Origin of the sequence: Halomonas sp. DP8Y7-1 (assembly GCF_019801685.1) — a bacterium.
In the GTDB taxonomy this organism is placed as follows: Bacteria; Pseudomonadota; Gammaproteobacteria; order Pseudomonadales; family Halomonadaceae; genus Halomonas; species Halomonas litopenaei_A.
Window position 1 is genome coordinate 125800 of sequence record NZ_JAHVIN010000007.1, and the last position, 14562, is coordinate 140361.

Below are 14562 nucleotides of genomic sequence, written 5' to 3' on the forward strand. Positions count from 1 at the left end.
CAGCATGAGCGACGGCTTGGTCGACAGCTTCGGCCGGCGCGTGAATTACGTCAGGCTATCGGTGACGGACCGCTGTGACTTCCGCTGTGTTTACTGCATGAGCGAGGAAATGACGTTCCTCCCGCGGGCACAGGTGCTGACTCTGGAAGAAATCGCCCAGGTGGCGCGAGCCTTCACCGAGCTTGGCGTCGAAAAGATACGTCTGACCGGTGGAGAACCCCTGGTGCGGCGTAATATCGGTGAACTGGTGACGCGTATCGGTGCCTTGTCAGGGCTCAAGGATTTCGCAATGACCACCAATGGTGCCGGACTTCGGCGTCATGCTGTCGAGCTTCGTCAGGCGGGTCTGAAACGCCTGAATGTCAGCCTGGATTCGCTGGATCCTCAGCGCTTCCGCCGCCTGACCCGTACCGGTGACCTGAGTCGAGTGCTCGATGGTATCGAGGCTGCGCGAGAGGCGGGGTTCGAGCGGATCAAGCTCAATGCGGTCGTGCTGAAGGGGCGCAATGAGGATGAGGTGCTGGATCTGGTGACCTTTGCCAGGAACCAGCAGCTTGATATCAGCTTCATCGAGGAAATGCCCCTCGGCGACGTCTCGGACCACTCACGCGCAGAGACATACTGTTCCAGCGATGAGGTCAGGGCGCTGATTGAGCAGCGCCATCCGCTGTTGTCCACGGCGGAAGCCACGGCGGGTCCTTCACGCTATTTCCGGATGGAGGACAGTGATACCCGCATCGGCTTTATTTCTCCCCATAGCCACAACTTCTGCGCAAGTTGCAATCGGGTTCGCGTCACCGTCGAGGGACGCCTGTTGCTGTGTCTAGGCAACGAGCACTCGGTTGACCTGAGGGCGGTGTTGAGACGTTATCCCGGCGACATCGAGCGGCTCAAGCGAGCTATCGTCGAGGCCATGCCCATGAAGCCGGAAAGGCATCATTTCACGACTGACGGGGATGTCCAGGTCGTGCGCTTCATGAACATGACAGGTGGCTAATGGCTTGGGGCTTTATCTGCCATTTGCCGAATAAGTTTTCGCGGGCGCCATGGGCGCCCGCGTTGCGTTGTGCTGCTTCTTCACTCACGGTAACCCGCTGTTGAAGGCTCCGCCATGTAAGGGAATGGCCAGGTATGCTGGGGAATGGAAGGCGATGTATGATGGGTATTGGCACGCCGGTTTTTGATAATTGACCAGGAAATATTTGCTGCATTTCTTGCCAAGAGCCAGAGGTTGCATATACTTTTCTTCAAGTGAATCACGGCGCGCGCCGTTTTATGCCAAGGCTATGGAGTGAGCTATGTCCAGCGAAACATTGGAACGCATTGCACGAAACAAGAATGTGGCACGCGCAGCGGCCCGACAGCTCAGCATGGAGCAACTGCAAAAGCTGGCGGAAGTGGTCGAGGAAGTGATCGATCAAAAGCGTGATGAAGAGCGCCAGCGCCAGCAAGAAGAGATGCAGAAAGCGCAGAAGCTGGCGGAAATCCGCGAGCAGATCACTGAGGCGGGATTGTCGCTGGACGACCTGGTGTCCGAGCAGCCCAAGCGCAAGCGTGGCCGTCCGCCCAAGAATGCCAAGTAAGCTACACCACCCAAGGCAGGTATTTCACCGCTAGCGTTGCTGGCCCTGCCTTGAGGTGTGGCACCGAGGGTGTCGTGTTAGCGATGATGCCCCTCCGTGCAAGCGGCCCCGGATACCTCCGGGGCCGCTTTCGTTTGGGGCCTAGAGATCCCCTGCAATGCCTTCCATATCGGTAGCCATCAGCTGTAATTCCAACTTCGGTCGACGCTGGAGATGGTCATGAAGCCACGCGAGAATGCGTGGATAAAGGCCATGACGCAGGGCGGATAGGGTGTCGGCTGTCAGCTCATCGAGCTGATCGTCAAGCCAGTCGCTGAAGCTATCTTCGTCGACGCCCAGTGAATGGCTGGTGTCCAGCATCAGGCGCCCAATTCTTGCCCAGCCTCGTTCAGTTGCCACCAGGCTGATGGCCAGATACAGCTCTTCCTGGCGCTGACGCGCGGAAGAGCGCGAGGTGCGCCGATCGATGCCGCCTCGCTCGATGATGCATTGGGATACCGCAAAGCGCTGCTCTGCCGTCAAACCGTCCTGATCGAGACGGATCAGGTCACCATTTTGGGGTGCCAGCGGGGCATCAATGCCGAGCCGTTCCGCCAATGCCTGGTGGGCGGCCTGATGGGGAGCCTCGCCGTGCACCGGTAGCAGTCTGGCCGGCTGTATCCACTGATAGAGGCGCTCAAGTTCTTCCTGGGCGGGATGACCAGAGGCATGTAGCTGTGGGTGGCTGGCGTCGTCGAGGAGATGAACATCGAAGCGGGCAAGGCCTCGTTTCAGGCGTTCGATCAGGTGCTCGTTGCCGGGGATGGCCTTGGCCGAAAATATCACGCTGTCGCCCGCTGTCAGCTCGAAATGCGGATGTCGTCCCTGGGCCAGTCGCGACAAGGCGGCGCGGGGTTCTCCCTGGCTTCCTGTGGCGATCACCAGTACCTCTTCAGGGGGCAGATACCCGAGGTCGCTGACCGGGACCAGCGTCGGGAAATCGTCAAAATACCCGAGCTGGCGCGCATGCCCGACCATCCTCTCCATCGAGCGTCCCAGCAGGCTGACACGCCTGCCGCAGCGACGTGCTGCGCGGCCTATTGCGAGCACACGAGCGAGGTTGCTGGCGAAGCAGGAAACAACGACCCGCCCACTGCAGCCGGCAATGGTGTCCGCCATGGCCTTGGCGACGTCTCCCTCGCTGCGTGAATGCCCCGGCACGTTCGCGTTGGTGGAGTCGGCGACGACCAGGTCGAGGGGAGCCAGGGCGCGGAAGGCGTCTTCATCAACAGGTTCGCCGAGCACCGGCTGCGGGTCGAGCTTCCAGTCACCGGTGTGCAGCAGGCGCGTATTGCCCGCTTGAATGAACACCGCGCAGCTTTCTGGAATCGAGTGTGTCAGGGCGAGGAAGCGACAGGAAAAACCTGCGATGTCCCTGGCCTCTCCCGGGGTGATGACCTCGATGGCATCGCTGGACAGGCCGCGTTCGGCGAACTTGATCCTCAGCATGGCCGCCGCCAGGGGCGTGGCAATGATCGGGCAGCCCCAGCGGGGCCACAGCCAGGCAACGGCACCAATATGGTCCTCGTGGCCATGGGTGATGAGCAGCGCGCTGGGCTGAATGCCGAGGGTCTCCAGGACGGTGGTGTCCGGGACTTGAATGGGATCGCCCGGCAGGTCCTGGCGAATCATCATGCCGCAATCGACCGCCACCCAGCGTCCCTGGTGGCCATAGAGGCTCAGGTTCATCCCGATTTCGCCGCAACCGCCCAGGGGCAGGAAATGCAGGGGGGAGCGGCGGCGTGGACGAATCTGAATTCGAGGGATCGACATCGGGCTCGGCATAGTGAAGACAGGTAACGCCACTATAAGGGATGGAGGTCGGCTCACTCAACGCAGGACGCCCCTGGCAGCGCAGCAGGAGTCGTTCGCTACCTCACTTTTCGCTACAATGGCCGGTTTTCGTGGCGCGCTATCGAGCGCGTCGAGAGGTGGTGCCAAGGGCACGCCAAGGGTTGGCTTCAAGAGACAAGTGTTATGTCGCATTTCTATCGTCTGGTGGTGTCCTGTCCTGATCGACTGGGGATCGTCGCCCGTGTCTCCAACTTTATTGCTGGGCATGGTGGTTCCATTACCGAGGCCAATCAGCATTCCGACCTGGCGTCGGGACGCTTCTTCATGCGCTACGAGATTCTGGCGGATTCGATTGGCATGTCTCGGGAGGCGCTGTGTGACGCCTTTGCCCCGGTAGCCAGGGAGTTTGAAATGGATTGGGCGCTGCGTGACACTCGTCAGAAGCGCCGAGTGGTGCTCATGGTGTCCAAGGAATCCCACTGCCTGGTCGATCTGCTGTATCGCTGGACGGCGGGGGAGCTGGATTGCGACATTGCGGCGGTGATCAGCAATCACGACGATATGCGCAGCATGGTGGAGTGGCATGGCATTCCCTACCACCATGTGCCGGTCGTCGCTGGTGACAAGCAGGCGGCATTCGCTGAGGTGGAGCGTCTGGTAGAGGCGTCGGCTGCGGACAGCATCGTGCTGGCGCGCTACATGCAGATTCTTCCGCCGGACCTGTGCCAGCGCTACAGCGGTCGCGTGATCAATATCCACCATAGCTTCCTGCCATCGTTTGCCGGCGCCAAGCCGTACCATCAGGCCTACCAGCGAGGGGTGAAGCTGATTGGTGCGACCTGCCACTATGTGACAGAGGAGCTGGATGCCGGGCCGATCATCGAGCAGGACATCCACCGTGTCAGTCATTGCCACACGCCTACCGACCTGGTTCGCTTCGGCCGAGATGTGGAAAAGACGGTGCTGGCGAGGGGGCTACGCTGGCATCTGGAAGATCGGGTACTGATCCACGATAACAAGACCGTCGTCTTCGCCTGAGCGCTACGTCAGGCCTGAGCCCCTGCTGCGACGTGTCGAGCTCGCCGAGAGGAGGGGGCGGTCATGTCGTTCGCCGAGGTAGTGGTGGCGGGCTGGATGCTGTGGCTGGGTGGGGCGCTGTCAGCAGGGTGTTTGCTGCTGGTAGTGCGCCAGCGGCCCTGGCAGGCGCTGGTGGCCAGTACCGGGCTGCAGCACCGATGGCTGGCCGCCACCGTGATGATGGCCTTGCTGTGGCAGTTGCGTGCCCAGGCGGTGGACTGGCTGAGCTTGCACTTGCTCTTCACCACCCTGCTGACGCTGGTTTTTCGGGCACCGCTGGCGCTGTTGAGCTGTCTGCTGGTCAACCTGTCGCTGTGCGTGACCGGCAGGGTGGCCTGGCCGCTTATCGGCCTCAATCTTGTCGTGACAGGGGTGGTGCCCATGCTGGTGACCATCGCCATATGGCGTTTGGTCGACAGGCGCCTCCCTGCCCACCCCATGGTGTTTCTGTTTGTCGGCGGTTTTGGCTGTGCCGCGCTTTCTTCGCTGGCCTCGGGGCTCGCGGCCATGGGCGTTGCGTGGTTTGCCGCGGTGAATGCCGAGGTGCTGTTTCAGGTCCGTGAATACCTACGCTTTCTGCCGCTGCTGATGCCGTCGGAAGCCTTTATCAGCGGCATGCTGCTCAGCATTCTGATGTTCTATCACCCGCACTGGGTGGCGACGTTCAACGATCGACGCTATCTCGATGATGACCGGAAGTGAGCCCCCCGGATGTCGAGGGGCTTTGGTTTGCTGTGCTGGCGGCTGGGCCAACCGTCAATGCGGGCGCCTATCTGCGGCAACGGTCAGCGGCGGCAACGGCCATGGGCGGTTGGCGTTCCGTGTCAGTGTCTCGCGTAGCGTGAAGGCTGGGGCGCGGGGTCTGCGTGGCGCGGGCATTGGGGATTGTAGTGCAGGCCTCTTGATTCGCGGCGTGCCAGGGCGCTGGCGACGGTCAGTCGTGCCAGTGTCAGGGCGTGACGGAGGGCCAGCAGGGCGGGTGTCGGGCAGGCGTCGTCGGCCAGCTCCGCATAGCGGGAGGCCAGGGTCTCGATGCGGGCGGCCGCCTCCTTGAGGCCCTCGTCGAAGCGCACGATGGCCACCCTGGCGCTCATCACTCGGCGCAGTTCCTGGTGTAGTTCAACGATGTCGGACGGCTTAGCCTGGCGGGTGCCAGCGATGATCGAGCTCGGCGGATGCTGACGTGGTGGCTCCCTTAGCGTGGCGAGATGACGAGCCGCCGAGCGGGCGTACACGAGGCACTCCAGTAGCGAATTGCTGGCCATGCGATTGGCACCATGCAAACCGGTGCAGGTCACCTCTCCAATCGCATACAGCCCTGTCACGCTGGTCGCGCCGTGTTGATCAACGCTGATCCCGCCACAGCTATAGTGGGCCGCAGGGACGACGGGGATCGGCTGCTGGGTGATATCCAGGCCACGCCCCAGGCAGTGGGCATGGATCGTCGGGAAGTGGTGCCGAATGGTCGCCGCCCCCAGATGGCGGATATCCAGCATCACACAGGGGCTGTCGGTGCGTTGCATTTCGGCGTCAATGGCTCTTGCCACCACATCGCGTGGGGCCAGCTCGGCCCGTGGGTCGATGTCTGGCATGAAGCGTTTGCCATCCGCATTCAGCAGTAGGCCACCTTCTCCGCGTACCGCCTCGCTGATCAGGAAAGGAGGACCCTCCGGGTCATATAGGCAGGTGGGATGGAACTGCTGGAATTCCAGGTTGCTCAGCTGCGCACCGGCATCGTAGGCCATGGCCATGCCCTCGCCACTGGCGGGAGAGGGGCTGGTGGTGTGCAGATAGAGTCCGCTGGCGCCTCCGGTCGCCAGTACCGTGTCCTGGGCAATGAGTTCCCGGACCTGATGCTGGGGATCGAGGCAGCGGGCTCCGCAGCACTGGCCCTGATCGTTGCTGATCAGCTCATAGGCGACCAGGTCGTCACGCAAGGTAATGGACGGATGCTGGAGGGCGCGCTCCCTCAGGGTATCAATGACCGCGCGACCGGTGGCATCTTCTGCGTGAATGATCCGTCTGGCATTGTGCCCGCCTTCCCGAGTGAGGTGATAGGGATACCCCAGGCTAGGATCTGGTTCGGGGGTGAAGGGCACCCCGAGTTGAAGCAGCCAGTCGATGGCGTCAGGACCTTGTTTCACGGTGAAGCGCACGGCTTGCTCGTCGCATAGTCCGTCACCGGCGACCAGAGTGTCCTGTACGTGAGCCTCTACATTATCCTGGGGGGATAATACCGCCGCGATCCCGCCCTGCGCCCAGCGGCTGGCCCCTCTATCGTCGTTGCCGGGCCGCAGCAGCGTCACCCTGCGGTGATCGGCCAGCTCCAGGGCCATGGCAAGACCGGCGACGCCGCCACCGATGATCAGGACGTCATGACTGGCGTGGGTCATGGGATCTTCCTTCCTTGCTGTCGAGAGAGGGTGCCTGGTGCAGGCCGTGACGCGGGGCTCGTCGTCGCAGTCGCTTGCTGGGGAGGCGTTCGAGTTTGCCAAGCTGCTCAGCGATGGACCCGGAGAGGCGGGCCAGCTCGCGGTTCAGCCACAGGTAGCCGCTGGGACCAAACAGCATTCTGCCATCATCACTGCGCGCGGTGGAGGCCTCTGCGGCAAAGGCTTCCAGCGAAAAAGGCGTGATGTTGGCCTGGATGGGCCGACCCGTGCGTATCTCGAACGCCAGGGTGCCGATATCCCTGGCGAGCACATGCTGTTGGGCCCGCAGCCCCTCCATGGTATCGATCTGCTCGTGTCCCTGGCGGGTGCTCCAGTGAGTCTCCAGCAGCAGCTCCAGCGTCGACAGCATGCGTCGTTGGTAGGAAATAAGACCGTCGACGTCCGTGCGAGACAGCCTGCCCTCACGGTGCACCGCGTCTGTCAGTCCGCGCTGCTTGATCAGTAGCTGGCTGGCCGCCTTGAACAGCTCTCGGGTGTCGATTCCCGGTGCCGCGGTGGATGACGTGTGGGCGTGATACAGCCGGGCCATCTGATCAAGGCAGTCGGCCAGCAGAAAGCGCTGCAGGTCCGTGGCCTTGTGGGGCAGAAAGACCAGCGTGGCGGCGATGCCCACCAGGGTGCCGACCAGCACGTCGAGGCCTCGCCACAGGGCGACATCCAGCTGCTGGGTACCATCGCCGATAACGAGCAGCAGGCTGATGGCAAACATCAGGCCGCCGTAGGCCTGGCGGGCACCGAATACCCACCAGGTGGCGACAGCGATACCGGCCAGAGAGCCCAGCTGCACCGCCCAGGGTGGGATGGGCAGGCTGATCAGCAACAGGCCCAGGGCGGCACCAATCAGCGTACCTGCCAGGCGCTGACGGCCCTTGTCGATGACGCCGCCAACATGGGGCAGATTGCCCATGACCATAACGGTGCTGACCAGGGCCCAGCCGCTATGTTGCAGCGGCAACAGCTCGACAATGGTGAAGGTCACCATCAGGGCCAGCGTGACGCGCAGTACATGGAACAGGCGCCGATGTCGGTGGTTGATAAAGGGGTCGCGCAGGCGTCCGAGTAACATGGGTCAGCTCCTGGCCTGCGTGGGTGAAAGCGGCAATGTGCGCAAGGCTGGTTCCGCGCAGTGGGGTGCGGTCACGGCAGGAAGCGTCATTGGTGTCTGGAGGAGGGCGGGCGGAAGCAAGCGGTTGCTCAAGGTTCGGCGGCCGTTATGAAGTGGCGTAAAGAGGCGCAGATGCTAACACGTCACGGCGACGTCGTCCTGGCCTCAGGGGCTATTCAGTACCGGATCCAGGTGTATGTCGAGGCCTGGCTAAAGGGCAGGGCCCAGGTGAAGGGCCCACGCTGAAGGTGAGGCGCTGGGTGCAGCCAGCTCGCGTCCTGGGATGTGAGTGTGGTGAGTAAGACGAGGGTTGATGACATGTGGCGGATACAGCTGGGGCAAAAACAGATCGGGCGGATACAAGTCGCGCGGATAAGGCTAGGGCCACTACCCCGTAGTGGCCCTGATCTTTAACTAAGTAGCGTGATGGATGTCCGTGCAGTCCTCAGGAGCTATCCTTAGGAGCAATCCTCAAGAGCTACTCTTAAGAGCTATGGTCTTCCTCGGCCATCATATGGATAAGTTCCTTGAGGTCCTCCACTTGCTGCTCAAGGGCTGCGACACGATCCTCCTCACTTGCTTGCGCGGTACGCTCCTCGATCTCAGCCATCTTTTCGTTGAGCATCTCGGAGTCCATGGCGAATGCGGCACCCGCCATCATGAGAGATGATAGCGCCATGGCGCTCAGTAGCTTCAGCTTCATACGGCCTCTCCAATAAAAGTCACTGCTTGGCTGCCTCATGGTATGAGGCGCTGCGTACTTCTCGGACGACTGCGACTTGCACTGCTACCTGCACTTCTGAAGTGTAGTCTAGGCCACTTATTGAGCAAGGTCGCATAAAGCGTGATGTAGCGTTTCATTCTGACGCTTAACACATGCTGCGGGCGGGGCATTAGCCGGATTCGCACGATCAAATTGCGACCAGAGAGGAGGGCGTCGAGAGCTGAGTAGCGTCAGGAGGTAGCGTAAGGCATTGAAACTATTGGTGCCCGGAGCCGGGCTCGAACCGGCACGGTGTTGCCACCGAGGGATTTTAAGTTCGATATGATCTAGTTTTTGGCCGCGCTTGCAATGCGGTTTCTTTTAAAATCATAGAGTTATGTGGTCGCATTGTTTGACATATGCGCTCTCAGAGCTAGGCCCGTGCGACCAAATTGCGACCACTCAGCAGTAAAACTTGCCATGGTTCCAGCCGCCTTCATGCAGACTACTGCGCCGCCTCCATCGCAAGGTGAAAGTGGACAGTCGAGTCCCGGGCGACCTGCTCATTCCGGCAGGTCTGGCCAGGTCGCATCGGCCAGGAGACAGCCAGGCCCAGCGTTGCCAAGGGGCACACCTCCCCACTAAAGGCGCCCGTCGCTAAAACAAAAATCCTAGCCAAATTGATCAGAGTTCTCATATTGACTGCTTGGCACGGGTAACAACTTCATAATTCAATTTAATTTTCAATAGTCTAACTGTGCCGCAGCAAGCAGGATTGTGGATCATGATCGAAGCCTATGTCAGCATTTACATCGTAAATGGCTGAAACAGGAATCGGTTTGTTAGAAAAAAAGAAGCTGATAATTACGAGCGCGGTGAGCTGAAGGAAAGGATTGAGTTGCTCAGGGAAACTTTGGTTTCTATCGAGAATATCTCACGATCAGACCTATAGAGGAGTGAGAACAGTAGACAGCGTGTAGCTAGTCTGTCCCACGCCGCTATCTACCTGGTGGATATAGTCGATGATCTTGTGGCAGACGATTGGCCCCAAGCTCAAGATGATTCTGAGCCATCAACATGAGAGTCTTGAGGCGATGACAGGCCGATCTCTTTGAGGTGTATTTGGAAAGCGATCACAGCTGCCTCATTTCTGGCTTTCGTCTCGTCTCCAAAAGTCCCGAGTACTCGCCTTCCCACTAGTGGATGATACTTCACAACATCCCAAGAGGTACGGATGCCCTGTGAGGTCTGGCGGGGCTCAACAAATACGGAAGCAGGGTAGTTCATCACGAAACCATAATGTGACAGAAAGTAGTAACAGTGTAGCTCCTTTACCTCTTTGCAGGCACGAGTTTACTCGTTTGGGCAAAGGTCCGGTGCTCTGTGACCGCTAGCCTGTAAGGTTCTGACGCCCTAAGCACAGAAGTTCCCCTGCCTGGCCCCATCTCAGTGGGCTAAACTGCACCCGTGAGACTCACGGGGAGAGCTTGTATGAGCACGCAGAAGGTCAGCTTGAAGGTCATCGATGGCGGTCTGGAAATGCGGTGCCTATCGTGCCAGAGCGCAGAATTTCTCGAGCACGGCAGGCAGCGCTGGAAGCACTTTGAAGTCACGCCCGACGGCCCCTATGGGCGCTGCTTCATCATCAAGTGCAGGGCCTGCGGCCACCAGAACCTACGTGCCTCAATGCAGCCAGACTGGTAGCGCCGGCGGTGAGCGTTTCAATGATACCTATAGATGCTCAGCTGCTCTCAGGTATAGCGCCTGATCCGGTTTGGATGCTGAGAGTGCCTAGAGGCCACCCGTTCCACTAAAGGGAGGTGGCAGCTAAAATCCACTATGCTTACCATTAGTCTGTTAGTCATTGGGAGAGCATCATCATGGTTAGGCAGAGTATCTGCTTCGAGGCCGTGGAGGGCGGCCAGGAGATCCACTGCCTGAAGTGTTACTCGGCAGAGTTCAATATCTCAGATACTTCCTCTTGGATTCAATTTGCCGTTCGTGCATCCGACGAGGGCTATGTGATCAGATGTAAGTCGTGTGGTCAGGAAACGTTTATTCAGGCGTTGCAGCCGGGCTGATTGAGCACTACGCAGGACTGATAAAGGCCCATGGTTACTGGGCTGGCGTGAAGAAACGTGCTTTGCCATACACCAGGCTATACACGGTGCCGTCGGCATGGCTTAGGCGGGAGGTGGTTTTAGAGAATAAGGTAGCAGGCCATGGGCCACACTATGGCAGGTCGTATTGATGAGGGGGAAATCATGAAGCATATGGCTCTGTTCGTCGCCGGCGACTACGTGACGTTGAGGTGCTCTTGTGGTAACGAAGAGACAAAGCACGAGGGCGACGATTGGCTGACCTTCAAGGTTGAAGCGGGCTGGTTAGGCGAGGGCTGCACCATGATCAACTACTGGTGCATGGGCTGTCACCGCCACGAGAAAGAGCGATTGTTTGTAAAATAGGCAGGTAGCTTCTTGCGTGACGATGGACAGCTACCAAATCACCCAGTGGCGCAAGCGCCTCGAGCGAAAAGGCTGGCTCAGCCTGAGCCGTGCAACGCCGCCGATCGACAAGCTGGTCGAATACCACGTCGTGTGGAAGGGGTGGCTGATCAGTGGGCGCTGCGTTCTGGACAAGGAGATCAAGGACGACTGGTGGCAACCAGGCACGCCTCAGTATCTGCTCTCACGCAAGCACGAGATCAGCGAAGGCGTGTGGCGCTTGGCGAAGGATTCTTGGGCAGAGGTGGGGCAGGTGAGAAGGAGGCTATAGGAGTGTGAGTGCGTGGAAGAATTGAAATCTTTGGCTTTCTGGGTCGAGCTTTCTCCGGCCATTTTGGCAGCTGTTTCAACTGTGTTCGCTGCCTGGGCTGGCATAAGCTCAGCAAGAACAGCCAGGATGTCACACAGGCTACAAGTTGAAATTCAAAGACTTGAGGAAGTCCGGACCGTAAAAAGGCCCGTGCTTGATGCGCTGGATACCATCCATGGTTGTGTTGGCTTCTTCTCCGGGCGCCCCAAAAACTCAGCTACGAATGGATATGAACTGCGTCGAGAGGTGGTTTCGAGATTTGAGAAGGCTATGGACTCGCTTCTTTATTTGGATCCCGATGTAAATAAATTGGTCAATGACTGGTATTGCGACCCAACAGAATTCGAACGGGTCTATATCATCGTTTATCAGCAGTACAGAGATCATAATTCAGGGCCGAGCTCTGCCAGTATGGAATTTATGCAGAGAAAAGCAAAAGAGATCGAGAACATTAAGAAGATGGTAATTGCTGGTGAGTTATAATGCCATCCGTGGCTCTCACCTCACTCCCAGCCAATCCCCTCAATAGCCGCGACGGCATCGTCCAGCGAGGGATAATCGCCCAGCTCCACCGCCTCGATGGCGTCCTTGCGGTCCCAGCTCTGCGCCATCACGTCTTTGTAGTGCAGCAGGGCTGCATCCGTCAGGTCAATCATCTGCGCCGGTGTCAGCGCATACCGGGTGTTGGACCTTGCACGGAATTCCTGCACCGCCCCCGTCTCGCCTGCTGTCACCTGATCGCGGGCATCAATCGCCAGCCCCATCAGGTTCTGGCGGTCCTCAGCCTGCATCTGGATCACGTCACCGGTTCCGTCTGGCATGGTGTAAGGCAGTCCGTCAGCGAGCGTGGCATCACGGGCCGCATTGATGCGGCGCAGCGCAGCCTGTTGAGCCTCCGCCAGCTTCTCTGCCTCTGTCTTAGGCGGGATCCAGTACACGTTACCCATCAGCCATCTCCTTCTTACGGACCGTCCAGCCGGTGTTGCCGGCAACATCCACGCCTTGCACGATTTCGTAGTCGTCTACGCCTGCCATGCCTGTGGGCACGACGTAGCATTTGTTCGGGTCATAGTCGGCTGCGTCGATAATAGGTGACTCTCGCCAGTGGGCCTTATGTTTAGGGTACTGTCCAGGAATGACTTGCTGAGCAAGCGTAAGCTTTAGCTGACCATTTTCCCGCACAACGCCTAGTATCGCTTCAGGCCCTGAGCCTGAATTTGATGCACCGACGAACCCCCCTCCCTCCGGAAAATTGGAAAGGTCGTATTCCTCATGCCCATATCCCGAGTAGGCATTAACTTTCTCTCCATCAAAAAGGTATTGATCGGGGGCGGACGTCACTGCCTTAAAGACTATAATCATGTTAAGTATTCTTCCAATAACCAATGGCAAAGAAGGTGCCTTCGGCTTGCGAAGACCCGCTGTATTGTGTGACAGTCGGGCAGGCGTACCAGCAAGATTCGATAGCTGTATTACTAGCTACAGCTCGCACGACATAAGCTGAGCGCGAACCAACTTGACCATCTTGGCTCGCTGGTATAACAAAAGGTGGGCTCACAAATGACGAAGCTAACGTTTTGTTTCCAGCTGAAGCAAACAGGAAGCCCCCTCCTGCGGCACCTTGCCATCCGTTTAAAGGAGGTCTGGGAAGCTGCCCCCATACATATTGAGTACCGTCTGCGTATCTCGTGAAAAACCCGTCGCTGTTACTGTCGGACTCTAAAATCGGGCTCCCTCCGACAAGAGGCATCGTGTCGAAGTCATTCGCCCCGGACAGCCGCGCGTACCTCGCATCTGCCTGCGATGTTTTTGGGACATCGTTCGCACCAGTACCTACGAAAGCCGTCGCCGCAGTGCCTAACCCTATATTACTACGTAGAGTGGCAGCATTGCCCACAGGGGAAGCGCTGAGCGTATCCAGCAATGACAGGTCGCCCAGAGTTCCGCTTTGCCCGACATCAATTCCTCCCTTAAGAATGTTGACGAGCTCACGGGCTCTGCGCTCCAGCTCCGTCAGCGTCTCAAGGGTCTGTTGATTTGCGTCCTCAACGGATTCGTATGCCATGATTCACCTGCTTTGGTGGAGATTTTGGGTGTGTAGTGCATGTGGTGGAGGCGTGGTTTTTCCTCACGCCAGCTGAGGGCTCACGTTCGTGGAGAGCAGTTAGGCTGTGTGCGTGAAGCTGAAACTTACCCATAAGGTACGGGGCAAACCGAGATATCTACCATGAGTATGGGCATGGCCCAATCATCATTGTAGTTCCAGCCTTGACTATTCCCGTATTCTCCTGCAGCTATGTATCTCGTATAGAGAGTATTGCCGGACGTCCAAAACCCTGATTTATACGTGACCGGTATATCCTGGTAGGGCGCCACGGTGTATAGCCTGCAAAACGTGGGCATGATGGCGGTGCCCGCCACTATAGAGCCAACGGTGAACGTCTCTGGATCGCCGCCTGATGAAAGGTTTACGATTCTCGGTCTGTTTGCCGGGACATTGATGACGCCCCGCACCTGCATTGTGTACCAATCGCTGTGGAAGACGACCTGGCCACTGTAATTGAAGACCTCGACCCCACTATTCCCTCTGGGAGCTGTCCACTGATCGAAGATGTAGTAAGTCACTGACGCACTGCTATCATCGAATGTGAACCGAACGTAAGAGCGCCCCCCTACGTACCCCCCGAGGTAAGTTCCCTCAGGTCGAATGATCTCCATGCTACATCTGTTACCAGAACCGCTCGCGATGTAAGCCACTGTTGGGTTATTGAACCCGGTAATATCGATACAGCAATGATATCCCCCAAGTCCGTTGGCTTTAATCATTGAGGAGCTGATGGTACCTGATTTCCTCAGGCTGAAGTTGATGTACTCTCCATCAACCTGCAAGGTCTGCCCATCAGCGGCAAATACCTGAAAGCCCGCAGCCATCAGTAAACTCCAAAGTAGAGGTACAGATCACCGACATTAGATCCACCTCCAAACGACCCGGAG

General features: G+C 58.5%; 16 protein-coding genes. 8 read left to right on the forward strand and 8 right to left on the reverse strand.

The window, feature by feature from the left end:
- Positions 1 to 4 precede the first annotated feature (4 nt).
- On the forward strand, positions 5 to 997 hold the full coding sequence (moaA, locus tag KUV41_RS11350; protein ID WP_222486290.1) for a GTP 3',8-cyclase MoaA: 993 nt from the start codon (positions 5 to 7) through the stop codon (positions 995 to 997).
- A 301-nt stretch (positions 998 to 1298) separates the two neighbouring features.
- Positions 1299 to 1583: a hypothetical protein gene (locus KUV41_RS11355; RefSeq protein WP_206944564.1), complete on the forward strand. Its 285-nt coding sequence runs from the start codon at positions 1299 to 1301 to the stop codon at positions 1581 to 1583.
- 141 nt (positions 1584 to 1724) lie between these two features.
- Here KUV41_RS11355 and KUV41_RS11360 read toward each other — a convergent pair whose 3' ends face one another.
- On the reverse strand, positions 1725 to 3311 hold the full coding sequence (locus KUV41_RS11360) for a ribonuclease J (protein ID WP_222486292.1): 1587 nt from the start codon (positions 3309 to 3311) through the stop codon (positions 1725 to 1727).
- 288 nt (positions 3312 to 3599) lie between these two features.
- Between KUV41_RS11360 and purU the strand changes: the two genes are divergently transcribed.
- Entirely contained in the window at positions 3600 to 4454 is an 855-nt protein-coding gene (gene purU / locus KUV41_RS11365; RefSeq protein ID WP_206944563.1) for a formyltetrahydrofolate deformylase, read from the forward strand.
- Between the two features lie 63 nt (positions 4455 to 4517).
- Positions 4518 to 5195, forward strand: coding sequence for an energy-coupling factor ABC transporter permease (locus KUV41_RS11370; protein ID WP_222486145.1), 678 nt, complete (start codon positions 4518 to 4520; stop codon positions 5193 to 5195).
- 122 nt (positions 5196 to 5317) lie between these two features.
- Here KUV41_RS11370 and nadB read toward each other — a convergent pair whose 3' ends face one another.
- The 3 genes from nadB to KUV41_RS11385 all read right to left on the reverse strand — a co-directional run bounded on the left by nadB (position 5318) and on the right by KUV41_RS11385 (position 8754).
- Positions 5318 to 6886: an L-aspartate oxidase gene (nadB, locus tag KUV41_RS11375; protein WP_222486147.1), complete on the reverse strand. Its 1569-nt coding sequence runs from the start codon at positions 6884 to 6886 to the stop codon at positions 5318 to 5320.
- On the reverse strand, positions 6867 to 8012 hold the full coding sequence (locus tag KUV41_RS11380; RefSeq protein WP_222486149.1) for an FUSC family protein: 1146 nt from the start codon (positions 8010 to 8012) through the stop codon (positions 6867 to 6869). The genes nadB and KUV41_RS11380 overlap by 20 nt, the downstream gene beginning before the upstream one ends.
- A 523-nt stretch (positions 8013 to 8535) precedes the next feature.
- On the reverse strand, positions 8536 to 8754 hold the full coding sequence (locus KUV41_RS11385) for a hypothetical protein (protein WP_206944555.1): 219 nt from the start codon (positions 8752 to 8754) through the stop codon (positions 8536 to 8538).
- A gap of 1491 nt (positions 8755 to 10245) precedes the next feature.
- Here KUV41_RS11385 and KUV41_RS11390 point away from each other — a divergent pair.
- The 4 genes from KUV41_RS11390 (at position 10246) to KUV41_RS11405 (ending at position 12051) form a co-directional block, all read left to right on the forward strand.
- A complete protein-coding gene (locus tag KUV41_RS11390; protein WP_222486151.1) occupies positions 10246 to 10458 on the forward strand; it encodes a hypothetical protein in 213 nt (70 codons plus the stop codon).
- Between the two features lie 518 nt (positions 10459 to 10976).
- Positions 10977 to 11219 carry a hypothetical protein gene (locus KUV41_RS11395; protein ID WP_222486153.1) on the forward strand — a complete coding sequence of 81 codons (243 nt, stop codon included), beginning with the start codon at positions 10977 to 10979 and terminating at the stop codon, positions 11217 to 11219.
- Between the two features lie 22 nt (positions 11220 to 11241).
- Complete coding sequence (locus tag KUV41_RS11400) at positions 11242 to 11529, forward strand: hypothetical protein (RefSeq protein ID WP_222486155.1); 288 nt, start codon at positions 11242 to 11244, stop codon at positions 11527 to 11529.
- 12 nt (positions 11530 to 11541) lie between these two features.
- Entirely contained in the window at positions 11542 to 12051 is a 510-nt protein-coding gene (locus tag KUV41_RS11405) for a hypothetical protein (protein WP_222486157.1), read from the forward strand.
- 20 nt (positions 12052 to 12071) lie between these two features.
- Here KUV41_RS11405 and KUV41_RS11410 read toward each other — a convergent pair whose 3' ends face one another.
- The 4 genes from KUV41_RS11410 to KUV41_RS11425 all read right to left on the reverse strand — a co-directional run bounded on the left by KUV41_RS11410 (position 12072) and on the right by KUV41_RS11425 (position 14499).
- The gene (locus KUV41_RS11410) at positions 12072 to 12515 is read right to left on the reverse strand and encodes a DUF4376 domain-containing protein (protein ID WP_222486159.1); all 444 of its coding nucleotides are present in this window, start codon (positions 12513 to 12515) and stop codon (positions 12072 to 12074) included.
- Positions 12508 to 12930 carry a hypothetical protein gene (locus KUV41_RS11415; protein WP_222486161.1) on the reverse strand — a complete coding sequence of 141 codons (423 nt, stop codon included), beginning with the start codon at positions 12928 to 12930 and terminating at the stop codon, positions 12508 to 12510. Before KUV41_RS11415 ends, KUV41_RS11410 begins: the two co-directional genes overlap by 8 nt.
- A 1-nt stretch (position 12931) precedes the next feature.
- The gene (locus KUV41_RS11420) at positions 12932 to 13633 is read right to left on the reverse strand and encodes a hypothetical protein (RefSeq protein ID WP_222486163.1); all 702 of its coding nucleotides are present in this window, start codon (positions 13631 to 13633) and stop codon (positions 12932 to 12934) included.
- Positions 13634 to 13758: 125 nt separating this feature from the next.
- Positions 13759 to 14499, reverse strand: a complete 741-nt coding sequence (locus tag KUV41_RS11425) for a hypothetical protein (protein ID WP_222486165.1) — start codon at positions 14497 to 14499, stop codon at positions 13759 to 13761.
- Between the last annotated feature and the right edge of the window lie 63 nt (positions 14500 to 14562).